Origin of the sequence: Hymenobacter sp. AT01-02 (assembly GCF_000961955.2) — a bacterium.
Taxonomy (GTDB): Bacteria; Bacteroidota; Bacteroidia; order Cytophagales; family Hymenobacteraceae; genus Hymenobacter; species Hymenobacter mucosus.
Map to the genome: position 1 here is coordinate 1 of NZ_JZIR02000056.1, position 17,516 is coordinate 17,516.

At 52.5% G+C, this 17,516-nt stretch carries 17 protein-coding genes and 1 pseudogene; 9 read left to right on the top strand and 9 right to left on the bottom strand.

Translation table 11 applies throughout. The features are described 5' to 3' along the window. Nucleotides 1–36 precede the first annotated feature (36 nt). The 7 genes from VI25_RS16165 to panC form a co-directional block, all read right to left on the bottom strand. Nucleotides 37–960: a helix-turn-helix domain-containing protein gene (locus VI25_RS16165; protein ID WP_045689040.1), complete on the bottom strand. Its 924-nt coding sequence runs from the start codon at nucleotides 958–960 to the stop codon at nucleotides 37–39. Nucleotides 961–1,115: 155 nt separating this feature from the next. After that, the gene (locus VI25_RS16170) at nucleotides 1,116–2,255 is read right to left on the bottom strand and encodes an acyl-CoA dehydrogenase (RefSeq protein WP_045689041.1); all 1,140 of its coding nucleotides are present in this window, start codon (nucleotides 2,253–2,255) and stop codon (nucleotides 1,116–1,118) included. Between the two features lie 253 nt (nucleotides 2,256–2,508). Beyond that, nucleotides 2,509–3,207, bottom strand: a complete 699-nt coding sequence (locus VI25_RS16175) for a zinc metallopeptidase (protein WP_045689042.1) — start codon at nucleotides 3,205–3,207, stop codon at nucleotides 2,509–2,511. Nucleotides 3,208–3,297: 90 nt separating this feature from the next. After that, nucleotides 3,298–3,780 (bottom strand): D-glycero-beta-D-manno-heptose 1-phosphate adenylyltransferase, encoded by a 483-nt coding sequence (rfaE2, locus tag VI25_RS16180; RefSeq protein WP_045689043.1) that lies wholly within the window; start codon nucleotides 3,778–3,780, stop codon nucleotides 3,298–3,300. Next, entirely contained in the window at nucleotides 3,770–4,819 is a 1,050-nt protein-coding gene (locus tag VI25_RS16185; protein WP_052695302.1) for a lysylphosphatidylglycerol synthase transmembrane domain-containing protein, read from the bottom strand. Before VI25_RS16185 ends, rfaE2 begins: the two co-directional genes overlap by 11 nt. Nucleotides 4,820–4,899: 80 nt before the next feature. Further along, nucleotides 4,900–5,247: an aspartate 1-decarboxylase gene (panD, locus tag VI25_RS16190; protein ID WP_045689044.1), complete on the bottom strand. Its 348-nt coding sequence runs from the start codon at nucleotides 5,245–5,247 to the stop codon at nucleotides 4,900–4,902. A gap of 131 nt (nucleotides 5,248–5,378) precedes the next feature. Continuing rightward, entirely contained in the window at nucleotides 5,379–6,230 is an 852-nt protein-coding gene (gene panC / locus VI25_RS16195) for a pantoate--beta-alanine ligase (RefSeq protein ID WP_045689045.1), read from the bottom strand. 120 nt (nucleotides 6,231–6,350) lie between these two features. Here panC and VI25_RS16200 point away from each other — a divergent pair, with 120 nt between their 5' ends. The 9 genes and pseudogenes from VI25_RS16200 to VI25_RS16240 all read left to right on the top strand — a co-directional run bounded on the left by VI25_RS16200 (nucleotide 6,351) and on the right by VI25_RS16240 (nucleotide 15,199). Next, nucleotides 6,351–7,163 carry a glycogen/starch synthase gene (locus tag VI25_RS16200; protein ID WP_045689046.1) on the top strand — a complete coding sequence of 271 codons (813 nt, stop codon included), beginning with the start codon at nucleotides 6,351–6,353 and terminating at the stop codon, nucleotides 7,161–7,163. Beyond that, complete coding sequence (locus tag VI25_RS16205; protein WP_045689047.1) at nucleotides 7,147–8,646, top strand: DUF4270 family protein; 1,500 nt, start codon at nucleotides 7,147–7,149, stop codon at nucleotides 8,644–8,646. Before VI25_RS16200 ends, VI25_RS16205 begins: the two co-directional genes overlap by 17 nt. 111 nt (nucleotides 8,647–8,757) lie before the next feature. Beyond that, nucleotides 8,758–10,593: a glutamine--fructose-6-phosphate transaminase (isomerizing) gene (glmS, locus tag VI25_RS16210; protein ID WP_045689048.1), complete on the top strand. Its 1,836-nt coding sequence runs from the start codon at nucleotides 8,758–8,760 to the stop codon at nucleotides 10,591–10,593. A 146-nt stretch (nucleotides 10,594–10,739) separates the two neighbouring features. Continuing rightward, nucleotides 10,740–11,132, top strand: a complete 393-nt coding sequence (locus VI25_RS16215; protein WP_045689869.1) for a RidA family protein — start codon at nucleotides 10,740–10,742, stop codon at nucleotides 11,130–11,132. Between the two features lie 102 nt (nucleotides 11,133–11,234). Continuing rightward, nucleotides 11,235–11,429: a hypothetical protein gene (locus tag VI25_RS24800; protein WP_045689870.1), complete on the top strand. Its 195-nt coding sequence runs from the start codon at nucleotides 11,235–11,237 to the stop codon at nucleotides 11,427–11,429. Further along, on the top strand, nucleotides 11,429–12,040 hold the full coding sequence (locus tag VI25_RS16225) for a pentapeptide repeat-containing protein (protein ID WP_052695460.1): 612 nt from the start codon (nucleotides 11,429–11,431) through the stop codon (nucleotides 12,038–12,040). The genes VI25_RS24800 and VI25_RS16225 overlap by 1 nt, the downstream gene beginning before the upstream one ends. 81 nt (nucleotides 12,041–12,121) lie before the next feature. After that, nucleotides 12,122–13,656: pseudogene (gene gltX, locus VI25_RS16230) on the top strand (glutamate--tRNA ligase). A gap of 248 nt (nucleotides 13,657–13,904) precedes the next feature. Further along, on the top strand, nucleotides 13,905–14,273 hold the full coding sequence (locus tag VI25_RS16235; RefSeq protein ID WP_055562664.1) for a hypothetical protein: 369 nt from the start codon (nucleotides 13,905–13,907) through the stop codon (nucleotides 14,271–14,273). 143 nt (nucleotides 14,274–14,416) lie between these two features. Further along, nucleotides 14,417–15,199, top strand: coding sequence for a TIGR00266 family protein (locus VI25_RS16240; protein WP_045689872.1), 783 nt, complete (start codon nucleotides 14,417–14,419; stop codon nucleotides 15,197–15,199). 87 nt (nucleotides 15,200–15,286) lie between these two features. On the opposite strand, the gene VI25_RS16245 is transcribed toward VI25_RS16240, so the two are convergent. Together VI25_RS16245 and VI25_RS16250 are read right to left on the bottom strand one after the other, a co-directional pair. Then, the gene (locus tag VI25_RS16245) at nucleotides 15,287–15,742 is read right to left on the bottom strand and encodes a toxin-antitoxin system YwqK family antitoxin (protein ID WP_055562665.1); all 456 of its coding nucleotides are present in this window, start codon (nucleotides 15,740–15,742) and stop codon (nucleotides 15,287–15,289) included. A gap of 70 nt (nucleotides 15,743–15,812) precedes the next feature. Then, nucleotides 15,813–17,339: a GH3 auxin-responsive promoter family protein gene (locus tag VI25_RS16250; protein ID WP_045689873.1), complete on the bottom strand. Its 1,527-nt coding sequence runs from the start codon at nucleotides 17,337–17,339 to the stop codon at nucleotides 15,813–15,815. Between the last annotated feature and the right edge of the window lie 177 nt (nucleotides 17,340–17,516).

The following is a 17,516-nucleotide window of genomic DNA, read 5'->3' on the forward strand; positions in this document are numbered from 1 at the left end:
TTCCTACTTCTTTACCCAGAAGCAGTCCTGCATCAGTTAGATGTTCATGGCGGATTCGCGGCGGCGCATTTTGCCAGCTGGAATTCCGAACATCATTTTGAAACGGCGGCAGAAATAAGCTGTGTCCTTGTAACCTACTTCCTTACCAATGTCGCGGATGCTTTTCTTGGTAGTGCGGAGCAGGAATACAGCACGCTCCATGCGCTGGTATTCAATGTAGTCTTGCGGGTTAATACCGGTCAGCATTTTGAAGTACTGACCTACATAGTCCTCGCTCACGTTAGCCACTCCCGACAACACCTTGTTAGACAAGTCGCCGCCGATGTTCTCCTTGATGTAGTTGAAAAGATCAATGAGGCGAGGGTCCTTGAAGTAGGTGCTGTTGGTAGCCAGCTGCTCCACAAACATCTTATTCTTTAGGATGTAGCGCACAATCTCTACTACGATGTTCTCGGTGTAGATTGTGATGAGACGCTCCCGACCTGGCAATTCTTGCAAGCTCTCTTCCACCACCTTAATGATGAGGTTAGCCAGCTTGGAGTTGTTCGAGATAAGGAACGCAGGTACGTCCAGTGAAGCAAAGAAGTTCACTGAATCGAACACCTTGGCTTCGAAGCTTACAAAGGAATGGCTTTCTTCAGCATCACCAATGAGGTCAAGATCCATATTGGAATGGAAAAACTTGTCCTTATTGCTAATGAGGTCGTCGTTGGTGATACTCTTCGAGGAAGTTTCACCATAGGTAACTTTTGTAGCACGGCCACCGGGAATAAATAACATCTCCCCCTCTTCTACCACCTGCTCCTCATCACCAAAAGAAATCCGTCCTTTGTGCAACAAAATCAGGTTGTTGCCAACGTCATAGGAGTTGCGTACCGTAAACGGCTGCTGCAACACTAAATTTTTCGCCTTGATGTATCGCACACCAAGCGACTCTATCACTTTATTATAATCTTCCATCTATTGGGTGGTTTGGGTGCACTTCATAAACAAAGGAAATAGTACCTCCGACTTACGTAATGCAAAATAACATATAAAAATTCACAAAAACGAAAACCCAGTCGTTTTTCGACTGGGTTTAATGCAATATTTCTGAATTTTAGGCTATTCTAAACTTACTTTAGGATTTCGCGTGAGATTACAATTTTCTGAATCTCAGAGGTTCCCTCGTAGATCTGCGTGATTTTGGCATCACGCATCAATCGCTCTACATGATATTCTTTTACAAAGCCATACCCACCATGAATTTGTACAGCTTCAACGGCCGTGTCCATGGCAGTTTTTGAAGCAAAGAGCTTGGCCATAGCACCGGATTTAGCATAATCTTGATGCGCATCTTTGTCGTGAGCAGCTTGTAAGCAGAGCAAGCGAGCAGCATCAATATTGGTGGCCATATCCGCGAGCTTGAACTGGATAGCTTGGTGCTGCGAAATAGGAACACCAAAAGCCTTACGCTCCTTGGCATACTTCAAAGACAATTCATACGCACCCGAGGCAATACCAAGCGCTTGGGCAGCAATACCAATACGGCCGCCAGCTAGAACTTGCATGGCGAATTTGAAGCCAAAGCCATCGTCCCCAATGCGGTTTTCTTTCGGCACCTTCACGTCGTTGAACAGCAAAGAGCACGTGTCGGAGCCACGAATGCCGAGCTTATTTTCCTTAGGCCCCGTCTGGAAGCCTTCCATCCCCTTCTCCACGATGAGCACGTTGATGCCGCGGTGCTTTAGCTCAGGGTTTGTTTGGGCAACTACTAGGTATACGGAGGCCGTGGTACCGTTCGTAATCCAGTTTTTGGTGCCGTTTAGTAGGTAATAATCTCCCTTGTCTTCCGCCGTAGTGCGTTGGCTGGTAGCGTCCGATCCAGCTTCGGGCTCAGAAAGGGCAAAGGCTCCTATTATCTCTCCCGTAGTGAGGCGCGTCAAGTACTTTTGCTTCTGCTCCTCGGTGCCGTATTTCTCAAGCCCCCAGCATACAAGGGAGTTGTTTACGGACATGATAACTGAGCAGGAGGCGTCTACCTTGCTGATTTCCTCCATAGCCAGCACGTAGCTCACCGTGTCCATGCCTCCGCCGCCATATTCGGGGCTAACCATCATACCGAGGAAGCCTAGCTCCCCCATTTTCTTGATTTGTTCGGCAGGAAATTTTTGGTGTTCATCACGCTCAATAACACCGGCCCAAAGTTCATTTTGAGCGAAATCACGAGCGGCGGCCTGCACAGCCAATTGTTCTTCAGTGAGCTGAAAATCCATGTGAAAAGGGTGGGGTGGTGGGAATATTCTCTACTGGCCGGTGGGCGGCCACGCTCAAAATTACGTTTTAGCCCGCGCAGAAAAAGTGCGCATGCCGAATTTCTTTTCTCCGCAACATCCTATTACGGATAGGAAGTTCGCTGGATTGGCTTGATGGTACGCGCCCAAGGGCCGCCCAGATACGCAAAACTGCCGCCCCGAAGAATGGGAGCGGCAGTCTGTATGCTGAAGTGCCTAAGAGGAGCAGTACCGATTAGCGACGGTCGCGGCTACCCATAAAGATGCTTACGTAGTACAATAGTGTAGCTAGGGAGCTAATAGCTGCTACTACGTAGGTCATGGCAGCCCACCACAGTGCGTCCTTTGCCATGGCGTGTTCTTGTGGTGTTACGATACCCCGCTTATCAATCCAGGCAAGAGCCCGCTTTGAAGCATCGAATTCTACAGGCAGGGTTACAAAGGAAAACAAGGTAGTCAGCGAGAATAGCACAATACCCAACCCCAGTGGAATCAGTGTGGTCTTGATCATGAACACGCCGGCTAGTAGAATCCAAGGCATGAACTTAGAAACGGCACTGAGCGCAGGCACCATGGCCGAGCGGAACTGTAGCGCGCTATATGCCGTGGCATGTTGCACTGCGTGGCCGCACTCGTGAGCTGCCACAGCTGCAGCAGCTGCACTACGCTCCTCGTACACGGCCTCACTTAGGTTTACAGTTTTATCGGCGGGGTTGTAGTGGTCAGTTAGTTGACCTTCCGTGCTAATTACCCGAACATCGGTAATGCCGTGGTCGGCAAGCATCAACTCCGCAATTTGCCGACCTGACAGGCCAGACTGCAAACCAATTTGGGCGTACTTGCTGAATTTGCTTTTCAGGCGCCACTGGATCAGCCAGCTTACTACCATTGCCAAGATGACAATGAGGTAAATAGGACTTGAGTTGTAATACATGGTGTGGAGTAGAGAGAGTTAAGTGATGGAGCAACGAACCGAGTAGAAACGTTGACTCGGGTACATCTCCCTCCTCACTTCATTTCTACTTCACTTCGCAGTACGAAGTACTTGCTCAACGATGCGCGTGGTGCTGTACCCAGCTACGAGTGGTACGGTCAGGACCTGCCCGCCGTTTTGTAACACTATTTCGTGGCCTACAATTCCACTGATGGTATAGTCATCCCCCTTAACTAGGACGTTGGGTAATATGGCTTCAATCAGGGTCAAAGGGGTTTGCTCACCGAAGAGAACTACGGCATCCACAAACAAAAGAGAGGCCAAGACCCGTGCCCGTGACACTTCGTCTTGCAAGGGCCGCCCAGGCTTTAAGCAGCTTACCGAAGCATCTGTATTAAGCCCTACAATAAGCCGGTCGCCGAGGTGGCGAGCTTTCTCTAGGTAGTCGACGTGGCCTAAGTGTAGGAGGTCAAAGCAGCCGTTAGTAAACACTACTTTTTCGCCTGCCAACTTCCACTCCGCTACCACTGGCAGCAGTTCGGCCAGGGAGCGTATTTTGTCTTTAGTCCACATCTGCTGCTACGGTAAGAACAGGGGCCGGCACTATCCGCCGGGCCACCTTGCCCGATTTGATCATACTGGCCACAAAGCTGATACCACCCATCAAAACGACGAGGAGCGTTTGGGAGCCGTGTACAACTAGTGCGTAAGTAATGCCAGCTTCCTTGCTTACACCATACGCCAGCAGAATGCCCTGCACCATCACGTGGAAAGGACCAATACCGCCCGCTACGGGAGCAGCCATACCAAAGGCACCGAAAGTGAGTACGGCCAAACCCGCCCGCATACCCAAATCGTACGTAGCCGGAAAGCAGAAGAAGGCCAAGTAGTCCATCAGGTAGTATACTGCCCAAGTGAAGAACGTATGGAGCAAAAAGAGCCATTTGTTCTCCATTTTTAGGACGCTAAATACCCCCGACAACACCCCTTTAATAAGTAGCACTACCTTGTTAAACAAAGCATTTTGTCGCAGACGCTCCAAGTTGCGAAACAGGGTATATGCCAAACCAGCCAGTAGTAAGAGGATAATAACCCCGGCAATCAGCAACGGCGTGCGATTACGCTCCAGCGTATCGAGGCGACCAGCTAGTATCTTATCCGTGACGAAAATCCAGAAGCGGTTGAAGTCGAGCAGCAGCGTGGTTCCTAGTAAGCCTAGCAGTACCAGCACGTCTATCACCCGTTCCGTTACCACGGTACCCAGTGCTACCTGCACAGGCACCTTACTAGTGCGCTGCAACACGGAGCACCGAATCACCTCGCCCATCCTCGGTAGTACCAAGTTCGCCAGGTAGCCTACCATCATCGCATGATACACGTCCCAGTAGGAAGGCGTGTGTCCGGTGGGGGTTATCTGCATTTTCCACCGGTAGGCCCGGCTGAAGTACCCCAGCGCCGACAGTACCATAGTAATTGCCAACCAAGAATAGTCGGCCTCTTTCATCCGCGCCCCAATGTCACTTAGGGGTTGGCCTTGCATGGCATACCCCATCAGCAGCCCCGATACGGACAGCAGCAAGGCATATTTGAGGATAGTCAACAGCTGCTTCACGTGCTCTGCTTGGTGGTTGGATGTGGCTCGGGCTTAAGCTGGGCTAAAGTAACTCGCGATTGGCCTTTGCAGGTAGAGAATTACCCTAGCCGATTATGCTGGTCGGGGAAAATAATAGTGGGTTTGTGCGCCTTCGCTTCGGCAAAGTCAATCAGGGCGTAGGAGATGATGATGACAATGTCGCCAACAGCCACGCGCCGAGCCGCAGGTCCATTCAGGCAAATCATGCCCGAGCCCCGCTCACCTTTGATTGTATAGGTTTCGAAACGCTCTCCATTGTTGATGTTCACAATGGTTACTTTCTCATTTTCCACCATGTTAGCGGCGTCCAGCAGGTCCTCATCAATTGTGATGCTACCTACGTAGTGGAGCTCCGCCTGCGTAACCTTTACACGGTGGATTTTAGACTTAAGAACTTCTATGTGCATGTGAGTAAGAAGCGGGTGGCAGAAAGGCCGTAAAGATACAGAAGCTACACGTGTACCAAGAAGCAACAGCACCAAGGCCAGTGCAGTGCGCAGACCTAACGCCCGAATCTGTTTTTAACACTGAGCGGCTTTTAAAGCGTCACTACCAAGTTATCAATCAAGCGCACCCCGCCCAGGTGGGCAGCTAAGCACAGCGCAACGGTTTTGGTTTCCTGCCATTCCGTCACAGGCTGCAGCGTACGGGCATCCGCCACCTCCAAATATTCTACCTCAATTGCAGGTTCTGCGGCCAAATAATCTAGGGCAGCCTGCCGCGCCTCCTCTGGGGAAACAGCTCGGGCAGTACTACGTTGGGCGGCCAGTTGCAAGGCAGCATACAAACGGGGGGCTACGGCCCGCGCTTCTGCTGACAAACGCCGGTTACGTGATGACATTGCCAGCCCATCGGCTTCGCGCACGGTTGGAAACACCACCAACTCCAAGTCGAACGACAAGTCAGCAATGAGCTGGCGTACAATGGTTACCTGCTGCAAATCTTTTTGTCCGAAGTAGGCTCGGTGAGGGCGGCTCATGTGGAATAGCTTGCTGACTACAGTAGCTACACCATTGAAGTGACCCGGGCGGTGAGTACCCTCCATCACTTGCTCCAGTTTACCAAAGCTAAACTGGAGTACCGTTGATTGAGGATACATTTCCTCTACCGATGGCAAGAACAACGCTGTACATCCTGCCGGAGCTAGCAACTCTGCATCTGCCTCTGGCAGGCGCGGGTACAAGCGAAAATCATCGGGGTTGTTGAACTGGGTAGGATTCACGAAAACACTCACTACTACCACCTCGCACTCTTGAGCGGCAGCACGCACCAGTTGCAAATGCCCTTCGTGCAATGCTCCCATTGTGGGCACTAGTCCAATGCGCTGCCCGGCGCGCCGCCATTCTTCCGTGCGGGCTTGCAACGCAGTAGCGGTATTCAGTATCTCCATAGAAGTAAATGGCCTATTCGGCGAGTAGTCGGGTAGGTAGGGTTGAATTTTCCCTCAAAAATGTTTAATTTTGTGCATCCCAAAGTGTTGCCCTCTCCCATTTACACCAACTGACCTAGTATGTCCAAGTTGAGAATACTCTATGCTGCCACGGAAATCAATCCGTTTCTGCAAACGACCAAGGTAGCGGAGTTTTTGCGGCGGCTGCCGCAGGGAATGCAGGAAATGGGGATGGAAATCCGCATTTTCGTGCCCCGGTTCGGCATCATCAACGAGCGTAAAAACCGGCTGCATGAAGTAGTACGTTTGTCAGGCATCAACATTGCCGTTGGCGAAGATGAGAAGCCGCTTATCATCAAAGTGGCGTCCATTCCAAATGCCAAATTGCAGGTATACTTTATCGACAACGAAGATTACTTTCACCGTAAATCGGTGTTGGTAGACAAGAACGACAAGTTCCACGCCGACAACGATGAGCGCGCCATCTTCTTCTGCAAAGGTGTGTTGGAAACAGTAAAGAAACTAGGCTGGGCACCGGATATCGTGCATTGCAACGACTGGATGACAGGCCTGATTCCGATGTACCTGAAGACAACGTACAAGAAAGACCCCATCTTCAAGGACGCTAAATCGGTGTTTACCATCTACAACAATGAGTTCGACCACAAGTTTGAGGGCGACATCATTGAGAAAGCGAAGATGCTGGACATTGACGATGAAATGCTGGCCGCTCTGAAATCAGCCGACTTTGGTGGTTTCATTAAGGTAGGAATGGAGTACTCTGATTCGGTTGTGAAGTCGGACGAAGATTTCAGTGAGAACCTGAATACGCTATTTTCGGAGTACTCGGAGAAAAAACAAATTGGGCAGGTAGGCGCCGATGAAAACCTGCTGACTTCTTACTACGCTCTCTATAATGAACTGGCCAGCTAGTGCCATCCGACTCACGTCGGTTTCTCTATCCGTTGCTGCTTTTCTTGGCCTTGCCACAGGGTGCGAGAAAGCCAACGATTTGGGGTTAGAGCTTCCGGGCACCTCCCCTATCTCAACGCAATACCAAGACATAACCCTGCCCGCTACAACCTCGCGGCAGGCCCCAGTGCAAACAGCACAAGCCTCCCACTTTCTGGTGGGGCGCGTGCGGGATGCTAACGTAGGCACTACGACTGCCCGGGCATTCCTGAATGCACAAATTGGCTCTCCTGACTCGTTGTTGGCAACGAACTTCACGGATGTAAAGCTAGATTCGGTAGTACTGCATCTTGGGTTTAACCAAGTATATGGTACGGCTACCCAGCCTGTCCGTCTAGACTTGTTTCAGCTCCAACAACCTCTTGGTGAGCGCACTGCTTACAACTCTGAATCATCGGTACCGACTAGCACCGCATTGCTATCTGGCTTTGCCGGTTCTTTGAACCGAAACCGTCAGGTAAAGACCCGTACTGCTGCTAGCTCCACTACCGATACTACAACTACCGTAATTACTACTACGGTACCGGATCGGGTAGTGCGCATACCGCTACTTAACTTTCCGCAGACGGCAGCGCTGGCTAATGCATTGTTCTCTGCGCAAAGGGCTACCGGCTTCAATCAGGATAAGATCAACACTATCCTGCGTGGTCTTGCACTTGGTCCTACGGCTGGTTTTCAGGACAATGTTGTGGCATTCAACCGCACCAACGAAACTCGAATCGCCTTTTATTACCAAGGTCGTACGAGAAGTGGAGCGAAGCTACGCCCCATTGTCTACAACATCCTATTCGGCAATGCACCTTCAGCAACAGCAGCGGATGCAAAGTTCTTTACTCAGCTCTCCACCGACTTTAGCGGTACGCGTTTGGCGGCCCTCAATTCTCCTGGAGCGCAGGTAGTGCCTACTTCTGACTTCCCCTACACGTATTTGCAAGAAGGAGTAGCTCTTGGTACACGTATTGAGTTGCAAGGTTTGTCGGCTCTAAAGTCGAATACGAATCGGGTAATTAACCGAGCTGAGTTACTAATTCCCATTCGGCAGTATAGCAACGGGCTATTCCCCTATGCTCCAAATGTATACTTGTACGAAGTAGACAATCAGAACAAGGTATTGGAACGCACGGTAGGTGCTACTACCGCTGAGAGATTAGTACAAGCAGAAGGAACATTGCCCAATAGCAGTGTCCGTATTTCCCCGGCTGGCATTGGGTATCCGGCTAGTGCTACATTCCCCCTCGGGCTAGAGCCGCAGTACTACTCCCTAAACATGACGGAGTATATCCAAGCTTATTTAACCAATAGGCTCAACGGCGACTTACCTAGCGGGCTGCTACTTTCTCCGGTATTACGTAGCAATACCTCGTTAACCCTAAACCGCTCGCTCCTAGACGCAAGCTCTAACGGAGGCATTAAGTTGCGCGTTTACTACTCTACCCTCCAATAAGCTAAACACTGGCTATTACGGCCCATCTGAAAAGGGCGGCACGGCTTTTGCCGTTGCCGCCCGATTTTGCTTTTCCCCAAGAAATTTTCGCTCTGACACAACCTACTTAATATGTGCGGAATTGTCGCTTACATTGGGCACCGTGAGGCCTGCCCTATCATCATCAAAGGCCTGCGTCGCCTAGAGTACCGTGGTTATGACTCGGCAGGGGTAGCTCTACTCAACGGACAGCTTAGCGTATATAAGAAAAAAGGGAAAGTAGCCGAACTAGAGGCCTTTATCTCTGATAAGGATACGCACGCCAATATTGGCATGGGTCATACACGGTGGGCCACCCATGGCGAGCCGAACGACGTAAACGCTCACCCCCACTACTCTACATCGGAGCGCATTGCCATTATCCATAACGGCATCATTGAAAACTATGCGGCCCTGAAGACGCACTTACAGCAGCAAGGGCACGAGTTTCATTCTGATACCGACACGGAAGTTTTCGGTAATCTGATTGAGGAAATTCAGAAGCAGAACCACTGCTCTTTAGAAGAGGCCGTTCGTCTTGCCTTGCATGAGGTAGTAGGCGCTTATGCCATTGTAGTATTGAGCAAAGACGAGCCAAATCAACTTATTGCCGCCCGCAAAGGCTCTCCTCTCGTGATTGGAGTTGGAGAAGGCGAGTTCTTCTTGGCTTCGGATGCTACGCCCATCATCGAGTATACGAACGAGGTAGTATATGTAAATGACTACGAAATCGCAGTAATCCGCGACGGCAAGCTGGACATTCGTACCAAGGAAGACGTACAGCAGACGCCGTATATCCAGAAGCTGGAGCTAGCACTTGATAGCATTGAGAAAGGTGGCTATGAGCATTTCATGCTCAAGGAAATCTTCGAACAGCCTCGTTCTATTCTCGACTCTATGCGGGGCCGCTTGGAGTTGGAAGCTGGCCACCTGAACATGGGAGGTGTGCGGGCCTACGAGCGCAAGTTTATGAACGCCGACCGCATCATTATTGTGGCTTGTGGTACGTCGTGGCATGCGGGCTTGGTAGCAGAGTACTTGCTCGAAGACCTAGCTCGTATTCCGGTAGAAGTAGAATACGCTTCGGAGTTCCGTTACCGAAACCCCATCATCACAGAGCGAGACATCGTAATTGCTATTTCTCAGTCTGGAGAAACGGCTGACACGCTCGCCGCTATTGAGTTAGCGAAGAGCAAGGGAGCTACCATCTTTGGTATCTGCAACGTAGTTGGTAGCAGCATTGCACGTGCTACGGACGCGGGTGCCTACACGCACGCTGGCCCCGAGATTGGCGTAGCCTCTACCAAAGCCTTCACGGCCCAGGTTACCGTGCTCACGATTCTGGCCATGATTGTGGGTCATAAGCGTGGTACGCTCACCGACCTTAGACTGCGGGAGTTGATGGTGGAGCTTGCTACCATCCCGGCCAAAGTGGAGAAAGCGCTGTTGCTGAACACAGAGATTGAGCAGATTTCTGAGATCTTCAAGGATGTTTCCAACTTCCTGTACTTGGGCCGAGGCTACAACTTCCCTGTAGCACTAGAAGGCGCGCTTAAGCTAAAGGAGATTAGCTACATCCACGCAGAGGGCTACCCTGCTGCTGAAATGAAGCACGGTCCTATCGCACTCATCGACGAAAACATGCCGGTGGTTGTTATTGCTACCAAGGATAGCTCGTATGAGAAGGTAGTAAGCAACATTCAGGAGGTAAAGGCACGTAAGGGCCGCATCATTGCCGTAGTTACTGAGGGTGACACCGTAATTCCGCCCATGGCAGAGTTTGTGATTGAGGTACCTGCTACCAGCGAAGCACTAACGCCCCTGGTTTCAGTAGTGCCATTACAGTTGCTCTCCTACCATATTGCGGTTATGCGCGGCTGCAACGTAGACCAGCCCCGTAACTTGGCTAAGTCGGTAACGGTAGAATAATTGATTCCATAGAAAGAAGAAGGCCGTTCTGGTATCCCGGAACGGCCTTCTTCTTTCTATGGAATTCCTATTTTGGGTATACCATACGGCCGGAGAATTTCCTCTTACTTTGGCTTTCTCATTTGCTTTCCTTTAATCTTGCTTCTATGCCCAACACTGTAGTGTATTCCGACCAGGCGCCCGCCCCTATTGGGCCGTATAGCCAAGCCGTACAAGCTGGTGATACCGTGTACGTTTCTGGTCAAATCCCGCTTGACCCTCACTCTGGTCAGTTGGTTGGCGAAGGCGACGTAGCGCAAGAAACGCATCAAGTAATGCGCAACCTACAGGCCGTGCTGCAAGCTGCTGGCCTCACCTTACGGGACGTAGTGAAGTGCAGCATCTTTGTAAAGGACCTCGGCAATTTTGGCCTAATCAACGAAATATACGGCAGCTACTTTGAGGCTGATTATGCTCCGGCCCGCGAAACGGTAGAGGTTAGCCGCTTGCCTAAAGATGTGCAAGTGGAAATTTCCTGTATTGCCGTAGCCCAACACTAGCAAGGTGGCGAACTATACGCTTTCGGGCAGCTAGCTTGCTGCAACAGCAGGTATAGTTCGCCAGCCACTACCTCTATAGCATTCTTATATCACCTATTACCGATGAGAGAGCTAGGTATCTTTCTGTTTTTTGCGGGACTCATAGCTATTGCTGCGCCGCTCCTACTACCGGCTAACTTCCATTTTCCGCTACTAGATTGGATCTATACGTGGGGCTCCACCGTGGCATGGGCTATCAAAGGTGGCGCTACCGTGCTGGGCCTCATTCTGTGGCTGAGCTTCAAAAACCGCGAATAATGCGCCGATCCTCTCCACGTAAAGCAGCCAAGCCATTGCGCAAGCCCGATCAGTTTCCACCGGATAACGTGCTGACGCGGGTATTGCCCCCCACATTAGTAGGCCAGCAGGAGTTTGAGCAATACCACTTTATCGGTTTCGACCTGAGCCAAGCCGATTTGTCGGGGCGCCGTTTTAGTGAGTGCTTGTTTGAGAACTGCAACCTTGCCGGCGCTACGGTGGCCAATACCAGCATGCAGAATGTAGCATTTGATGGGTGCAAGCTGCTAGGTTTGCAGTTTACGGCTTGCCGCGACATGCTCTTCGATGTCCATTTTGACAAGTGTCAGCTAGACTACGCTTCCTTCTGGGGCAAAGTGATGCCGAACACGCGCTTTATAGGCTGCTCGTTGCAAGAGGCTGACTTCACCCGCGCCAACCTCACCGGCGCGCTATTTCAGGAGTGCCACCTGCGCGGAACTGTTTTTAGCCAGACTTCTTTGGTTGGCGCTGATTTTCTGACGGCGCAGGGCGTAGTCCTAGATCCAGAACTAAACGACGTAAAACAAGCGCGTTTTGCCCTGCAGAGCCTGCCAGGCCTGTTAGGAAAGTATGGGCTGGTGATAGAATAACTATCCTTCGCCCTCCCCCGCTAATTAGCTACCTTTGCGGCGCGTTTTTCTATCCCGATAACGCGGCGAACTGACTGTATTATGGAAAGAGAAGTACGGGTGCGTTTTGCGCCCAGCCCCACCGGGCCGCTGCACATTGGCGGCGTGCGCACCGCGCTGTATAACTACCTCCTTGCTCGTAAGCTGGGCGGTAAGATGCTGCTCCGCATTGAAGATACCGACCAAAACCGCTTTGTGCCAGGTGCTGAGGACTATATTCGGCAAAGCCTGGAGTGGGCCGGTATTGAGCTAGATGAAAGCCCTTGGGTAGGAGGCCCGCACGCCCCCTATCGCCAAAGCGAGCGAAAGCCAATGTACATGCAATACGCTCAGCAGCTTATCGACAGCGGCTCGGCCTACTATGCTTTCGACACCCCCGAGGAGCTAGACGCCATGCGGGCCCGCTTGACGGCGGCTAAGGTGCCAAACCCGCAGTACAACAGCATTACCCGGGCGCAAATGCGCAACTCCTTGACCCTCCCGGCTGAGGAAGTAAAGCAGTTGTTAGACAGTGGGGCCCGTACGTTATTCGGTTGAAAGTACCCCGTAAGGAGGAAGTACGCTTCAACGACTTGATTCGGGGTTGGGTGGTAGTACACTCCTCTTCCATTGACGACAAAGTGCTGATGAAGTCGGATGGTATGCCGACGTATCACCTAGCCAACATCGTGGATGACCATTTGATGGAAATCACCCACGTTATTCGGGGCGAGGAATGGCTGCCGTCGGCTCCCTTACACGTGCTTCTGTACCGCTACCTGGGTTGGGAAGCCACCATGCCGCAGTTTGCCCACTTGCCGCTCTTGCTGAAGCCCGATGGCACTGGTAAACTAAGCAAGCGCGATGGTGACCGTCTTGGCTTTCCCGTATTTCCGCTGGAATGGCACGGTAAAGATGCAGAAACTGGTGCTCCAACCGTGAGCAGTGGCTACCGTGAAAGTGGCTACCTGCCCGAGGCATTCATTAACTTCCTAGCTTTCTTGGGCTGGAATCCCGGCTCTCAGCAGGAATTGTTCACCATGCCCGAGTTGATTGATGCCTTCTCGATTGAGCGCGTGAGCAAGTCGCCAGCCCGCTTCGATCAGAACAAGGTGCGGTGGTACAACGAGCAGTATCTGCGAGCAAAATCTGATACTGAGTTGGCGGGCTACCTCACCGAAAGCCTGCAGGAGCAAGGCCAGGAAGTACCCGCCGATAAGGCCGAGCAAATTGCGGCCCTAGTGAAAGAGCGGGCTACCTTCCCAGCCGACCTAGCCAAGGAAGCTCAGCTGTTCTTCACGCGCCCGACTAGCTATGATGAGCAGGTAATCAGCAAGAAGTGGAATGCTCAGGTAGCCGGTGCGCTGGCCGAGTTTGCCAAGGAGCTGCCAACCAGTGCCGACGCTACCCCCGATGGTATCAAAGCACTGCTTACGCAAGTGCTAGAGCGCCAGGGCATCAAAATTGGGCAGGTACTGCAGGCCTTACGCGTAGCCGTAACTGGCGCTGCCGCTGGCCCCGACCTGATGCACATCATGAGCATCTTGGGCACCCAGGAAACTGCCGAGCGCATTGAAGCGGCTGTAGCGGCCCTGTAGTAGCACCACACAAAAAAGCGAGGTGATAGTAACTAGACTATCACCTCGCTTTTTTGTGTGGTGCTACTACCTGCCCTGTCCTTTAGCACCGTTGCCAATTCGCTCTAGGGGAGCCGTACTAGGCTTGCCATCGAGCACAGGGTAGTACTACTAACCTTTTGCCAAATCCTAGTTGGAGGTAGCGCCGTATGCAGCAAGATGTGGCCTTAATCATGTATGGCCCTGATAACTAGCAACCGACTACGCTCATGGCCAAAAAACCCGTTAGCCCGAAAAAGAAAAAGAACGACCCCGAGAAGAAAGCCCGGGTGCATAAAGAGTTGGAGGGCTTTGAAATCAAGGTGAATCCGCTGGGTGAAATCACCTCCAACTATTCTATTGAAGACATCAATCAATTTTTAAATCGGCACGTGCGCGATAAGAAACTGGTAGACCGTGCCGGGCAGTTTGGTGAGAAAGACGAAGAGGAAGATTTCCCGTTGGAAGAAGGGGCGCAAGAGCCCGAAGAAACCGACGAGGATTTTATGCGGCGTACTAGCAAGGAAGCCAAGAAAAAAGGGCCCAAGGCCTCGGCCGAAGAGGATACTGAAGAAGAATTGGGAGAGGAAGAGAAATAATTCTTCATCACCTTATGTGGTATTGGTCATGCCAGTACTAGCCATCGGGGCCGAATAGGCTTCACGATGGCTAGTACTGGCATTACTTTTTCATATTTGGCTATACTTGGGACGTTATTCACCCTCTTTCCTCCTCCTTCCCCATGCAGTCCCACGACGTCGATTATAAGATTCTCGGCAACGATATTCAGGTATTAGAAGTAGAGCTAGACCCCAATGAGACAGTAATTGCCGAGGCTGGGGCCATGGTATACATGGACGAGGCTATTGCCTTTGAGACGAAAATGGGAGACGGCTCGGAGCCCGACCAGGGTTTTATGGGCAAGCTGTTTTCGGCAGGCACGCGTCTCATCACAGGTGAGTCGTTGTTTATGACTCATTTTACTCACCGGGGCAGCTACGGTAAAAGCCGAGTTGCCTTTTCAGCACCCTACCCAGGTACTATCATCCCACTAGACCTGCGCACCTTGCCCCAGGGCCTCATTGTGCAGAAAGATGGTTTCCTAGCGGCAGCTCGGGGTACTAAAATCAGCTTGCACTTCAACCAGAAGCTAGGAGCAGGACTTTTTGCCGGTGAGGGGTTCATTTTGCAGAAGCTCACGGGCGACGGAAAAGCCTTTATTCATGCGGGCGGCACCATCATTGAGAAGCGCCTGAACAACGAACTACTGCGCGTAGACACTGGCTGCGTAGTTGCCTTCGAGCCCGGTATCGACTTCAGTATTGCCCGGGCTGGCGGCTTGAAGTCCATGATTTTTGGGGGCGAAGGCCTACTCCTAGCCACGCTTCGCGGTACCGGGCGCGTGTGGTTACAGTCGATGCCCGTGAAGAAACTTATTCAAGCCCTGGCGCCTACCGGTGGCAATGCCCGCAAGGAAAGCGGCGGCGTACTTGGCAATCTGATGGGTGGCATCTTAGACGAGTAGGAAAATGCTTGCTCCCCAGCAAAATGGCCGGCTCTGCATACATGCGAAGCCGGCCATTCTGGGGAGCACTGCCCACGAGTATACTGTTTACTGAGGCGTAGTACGCTGCAGTATTCCACGTACGTAATACTCAGATGGTATCTGCTGGCCGTTTTCAGCGTAGCGTTTCCACTCTCCTTGCCAGTAAAAATGCGCTCCATCAGGCTCAGCCCGGTATCGAGCCATTCCCTGCTTGGCCCGACGACCGTTGGGATGGTAATAGGTCATGGAAACAAGGCCTACTGGTCGATGGTGAAACCGCTCCACATGGTCTAGCTCACCCGTTGGGGTATAGTAGCGCCAGCGCCCGACCGGCAATCCGTGTTTGTACTTGCCCTGATTGGCAGTTTTTGTTTCTGCCATGTCGAAATACTCCCGCCAGCGGCCGTGCCGATGGCCCGCGGGGTCTAAACGGTTTGCAGGACGCCGAGCCACCAAGCCACCGCTCGTGCAGGAGGCAAGTAGTAAGGCCGCTACCGCCGCTACTACAGGCTGTTGGAGCAAATTAAGGCGTATACACGTATGGTAGCACATCGGATACTGGGTTAGCAGATGACAGCTACGGAAGGTATAACTATTTTTTTAGTTCATCAAGGATTTCCTCTACGAGCTCCCGTGAGTTACTCAAGCGCGGCACCTTGTGTTGCCCACCCAACTTGCCTTTGCGAGCTAGCCACCGCTCGAAAGTGCCCGGCGGGGCTACCGTCAGCAGAGGGGGCGTAAGGGCTAGGTCGCGGTGGCGCTTGGCGTCGTAATCGGAGTTGAGTTGGCGCAGCGTATGATCGAGGACGGCGGTGAACTGGGCCGTGTCCTGCGGGGCTTGCACAAACTCCAGTATCCACTGGTGCCCGCCCCGGGAAGCCCCGTCGTGAGCAGTAAAGTACACGGGAGCGGCCGTGAAGTCGCGGACGGTAGCGCCGGTAGCTTGGCAGGCGGCTGCAATGGCAGCATCGGCATTTTCCACTACCACTTCTTCCCCGAAAGCATTTAGAAAGTGCTTGGTGCGGCCGGATATTCGGATGCGGTAAGGCGCCAAGCTGGTGAAGCGCACGGTATCACCAATCTTATAGCGCCACAGGCCAGCATTGGTACTAATAATGACTGCGTAGGTGCGGCCAAGCTCTACCTGATCGAGGCCAACTGCCTGGGGCTCGGTAGCTTCCCACTGGTCGGCAGGCAAGAATTCGTAGTAGATGCCATGATCTAGCAGCAAGAGCAGGTCCTCGGAGTTGGGCTCGTCTTGCACCGCCAAGTAGCCCTCCGAGGCATTATACACCTCCAAGTAGTGCATCTGGTCGGAAGGGATGAGTTGGCGAAACAGTTCCCGGTAGGGCCCGAAAGCGACGGCGCCGTGCAAAAACAGCCCCAAACGGGGCCATACATCCAGAATGGTAGTGGCTCCCGCCAGTTCCACCACTCGGCGCAGTAGCACAATCATCCAGGTAGGCACCCCTGCCAGCACGCGCACATCCGCTGTCAGCACATGGTCGGCAATGCGCGCAATCTTTTCCTCCCATTCATCCAGCAGGGCTAACTCAAGTGGCGGAGTACGCACAAACTCCGCCCAGGCAGGCAGGTTTTGCATGATTACGGCCGATACGTCGCCGACCCGGGAGCCCGTAGTAGCCGGTCGAAATGGGTTGGGGCTGTGGGTACCACCCAGGGAAAGCGTTTTGCCACCTAAAATATCCACCTCGGGGTAGTGCAGCGTTGCCAGGGCTGTCATGTCGCGGCCAGCGCGGTAGTTGCAGTCGTGCAACGACTCGCGGGTGACAGGAATGAACTTGCTGCGGGCGTTGGTGGTGCCGCTGCTCTTGGCGAACCACTGCACCGTGCCGGGCCACAGCACGTTGGCCTCCCCACGTAGTACGCGCTCAATCTCCGGGTACAGGTCCTCGTAGCTGCTAATGGGTAGGCGCTGAGCAAACTCCTGAGCCGAGGGGGCATCTGCGAATCCGTACCGACGACCCCACTCTGTTCCTCGCGCCGTATGCAACAAGTCAGCCCGGACGCGCTGCTGTACATCGTGCGGATTGTCGCGGAAGTGAGCAATGCTGGCAAGACGTCGCTGCAAGGCCCAGGTCAGAACGGTGCTGATCACAAGGAAGGACTAAGGGAGATGAAAAAGGAACGGAAGGAGGTCTTCTGTACCTGTGGCAGGCCGGGAAAGTTACCGGAAATAGCCGTAGTGGCTATACCCAGTCGGCAAAGAGGGCGGAGCTTGTGGTAGCTTATAAGCCCCCAAGTTCCGCCCTCTTTGCCGGCTGGTAATGCTACG

Bases quoted from the DNA above. Each gene is read 5' to 3' on its own strand.
- VI25_RS16165 (WP_045689040.1), bottom strand. From the start codon at position 960: ATGGAAGATTATAATAAAGTGATAGAGTCGCTTGGTGTGCGATACATC.
- VI25_RS16170 (WP_045689041.1), bottom strand. From the start codon at position 2,255: ATGGATTTTCAGCTCACTGAAGAACAATTGGCTGTGCAGGCCGCCGCT.
- VI25_RS16175 (WP_045689042.1), bottom strand. From the start codon at position 3,207: ATGTATTACAACTCAAGTCCTATTTACCTCATTGTCATCTTGGCAATG.
- rfaE2 (WP_045689043.1), bottom strand. From the start codon at position 3,780: ATGTGGACTAAAGACAAAATACGCTCCCTGGCCGAACTGCTGCCAGTG.
- panD (WP_045689044.1), bottom strand. From the start codon at position 5,247: ATGCACATAGAAGTTCTTAAGTCTAAAATCCACCGTGTAAAGGTTACG.
- panC (WP_045689045.1), bottom strand. From the start codon at position 6,230: ATGGAGATACTGAATACCGCTACTGCGTTGCAAGCCCGCACGGAAGAA.
- VI25_RS16200 (WP_045689046.1), top strand. From the start codon at position 6,351: ATGTCCAAGTTGAGAATACTCTATGCTGCCACGGAAATCAATCCGTTT.
- VI25_RS16205 (WP_045689047.1), top strand. From the start codon at position 7,147: ATGAACTGGCCAGCTAGTGCCATCCGACTCACGTCGGTTTCTCTATCC.
- glmS (WP_045689048.1), top strand. From the start codon at position 8,758: ATGTGCGGAATTGTCGCTTACATTGGGCACCGTGAGGCCTGCCCTATC.
- VI25_RS16215 (WP_045689869.1), top strand. From the start codon at position 10,740: ATGCCCAACACTGTAGTGTATTCCGACCAGGCGCCCGCCCCTATTGGG.
- VI25_RS24800 (WP_045689870.1), top strand. From the start codon at position 11,235: ATGAGAGAGCTAGGTATCTTTCTGTTTTTTGCGGGACTCATAGCTATT.
- VI25_RS16225 (WP_052695460.1), top strand. From the start codon at position 11,429: ATGCGCCGATCCTCTCCACGTAAAGCAGCCAAGCCATTGCGCAAGCCC.
- VI25_RS16235 (WP_055562664.1), top strand. From the start codon at position 13,905: ATGGCCAAAAAACCCGTTAGCCCGAAAAAGAAAAAGAACGACCCCGAG.
- VI25_RS16240 (WP_045689872.1), top strand. From the start codon at position 14,417: ATGCAGTCCCACGACGTCGATTATAAGATTCTCGGCAACGATATTCAG.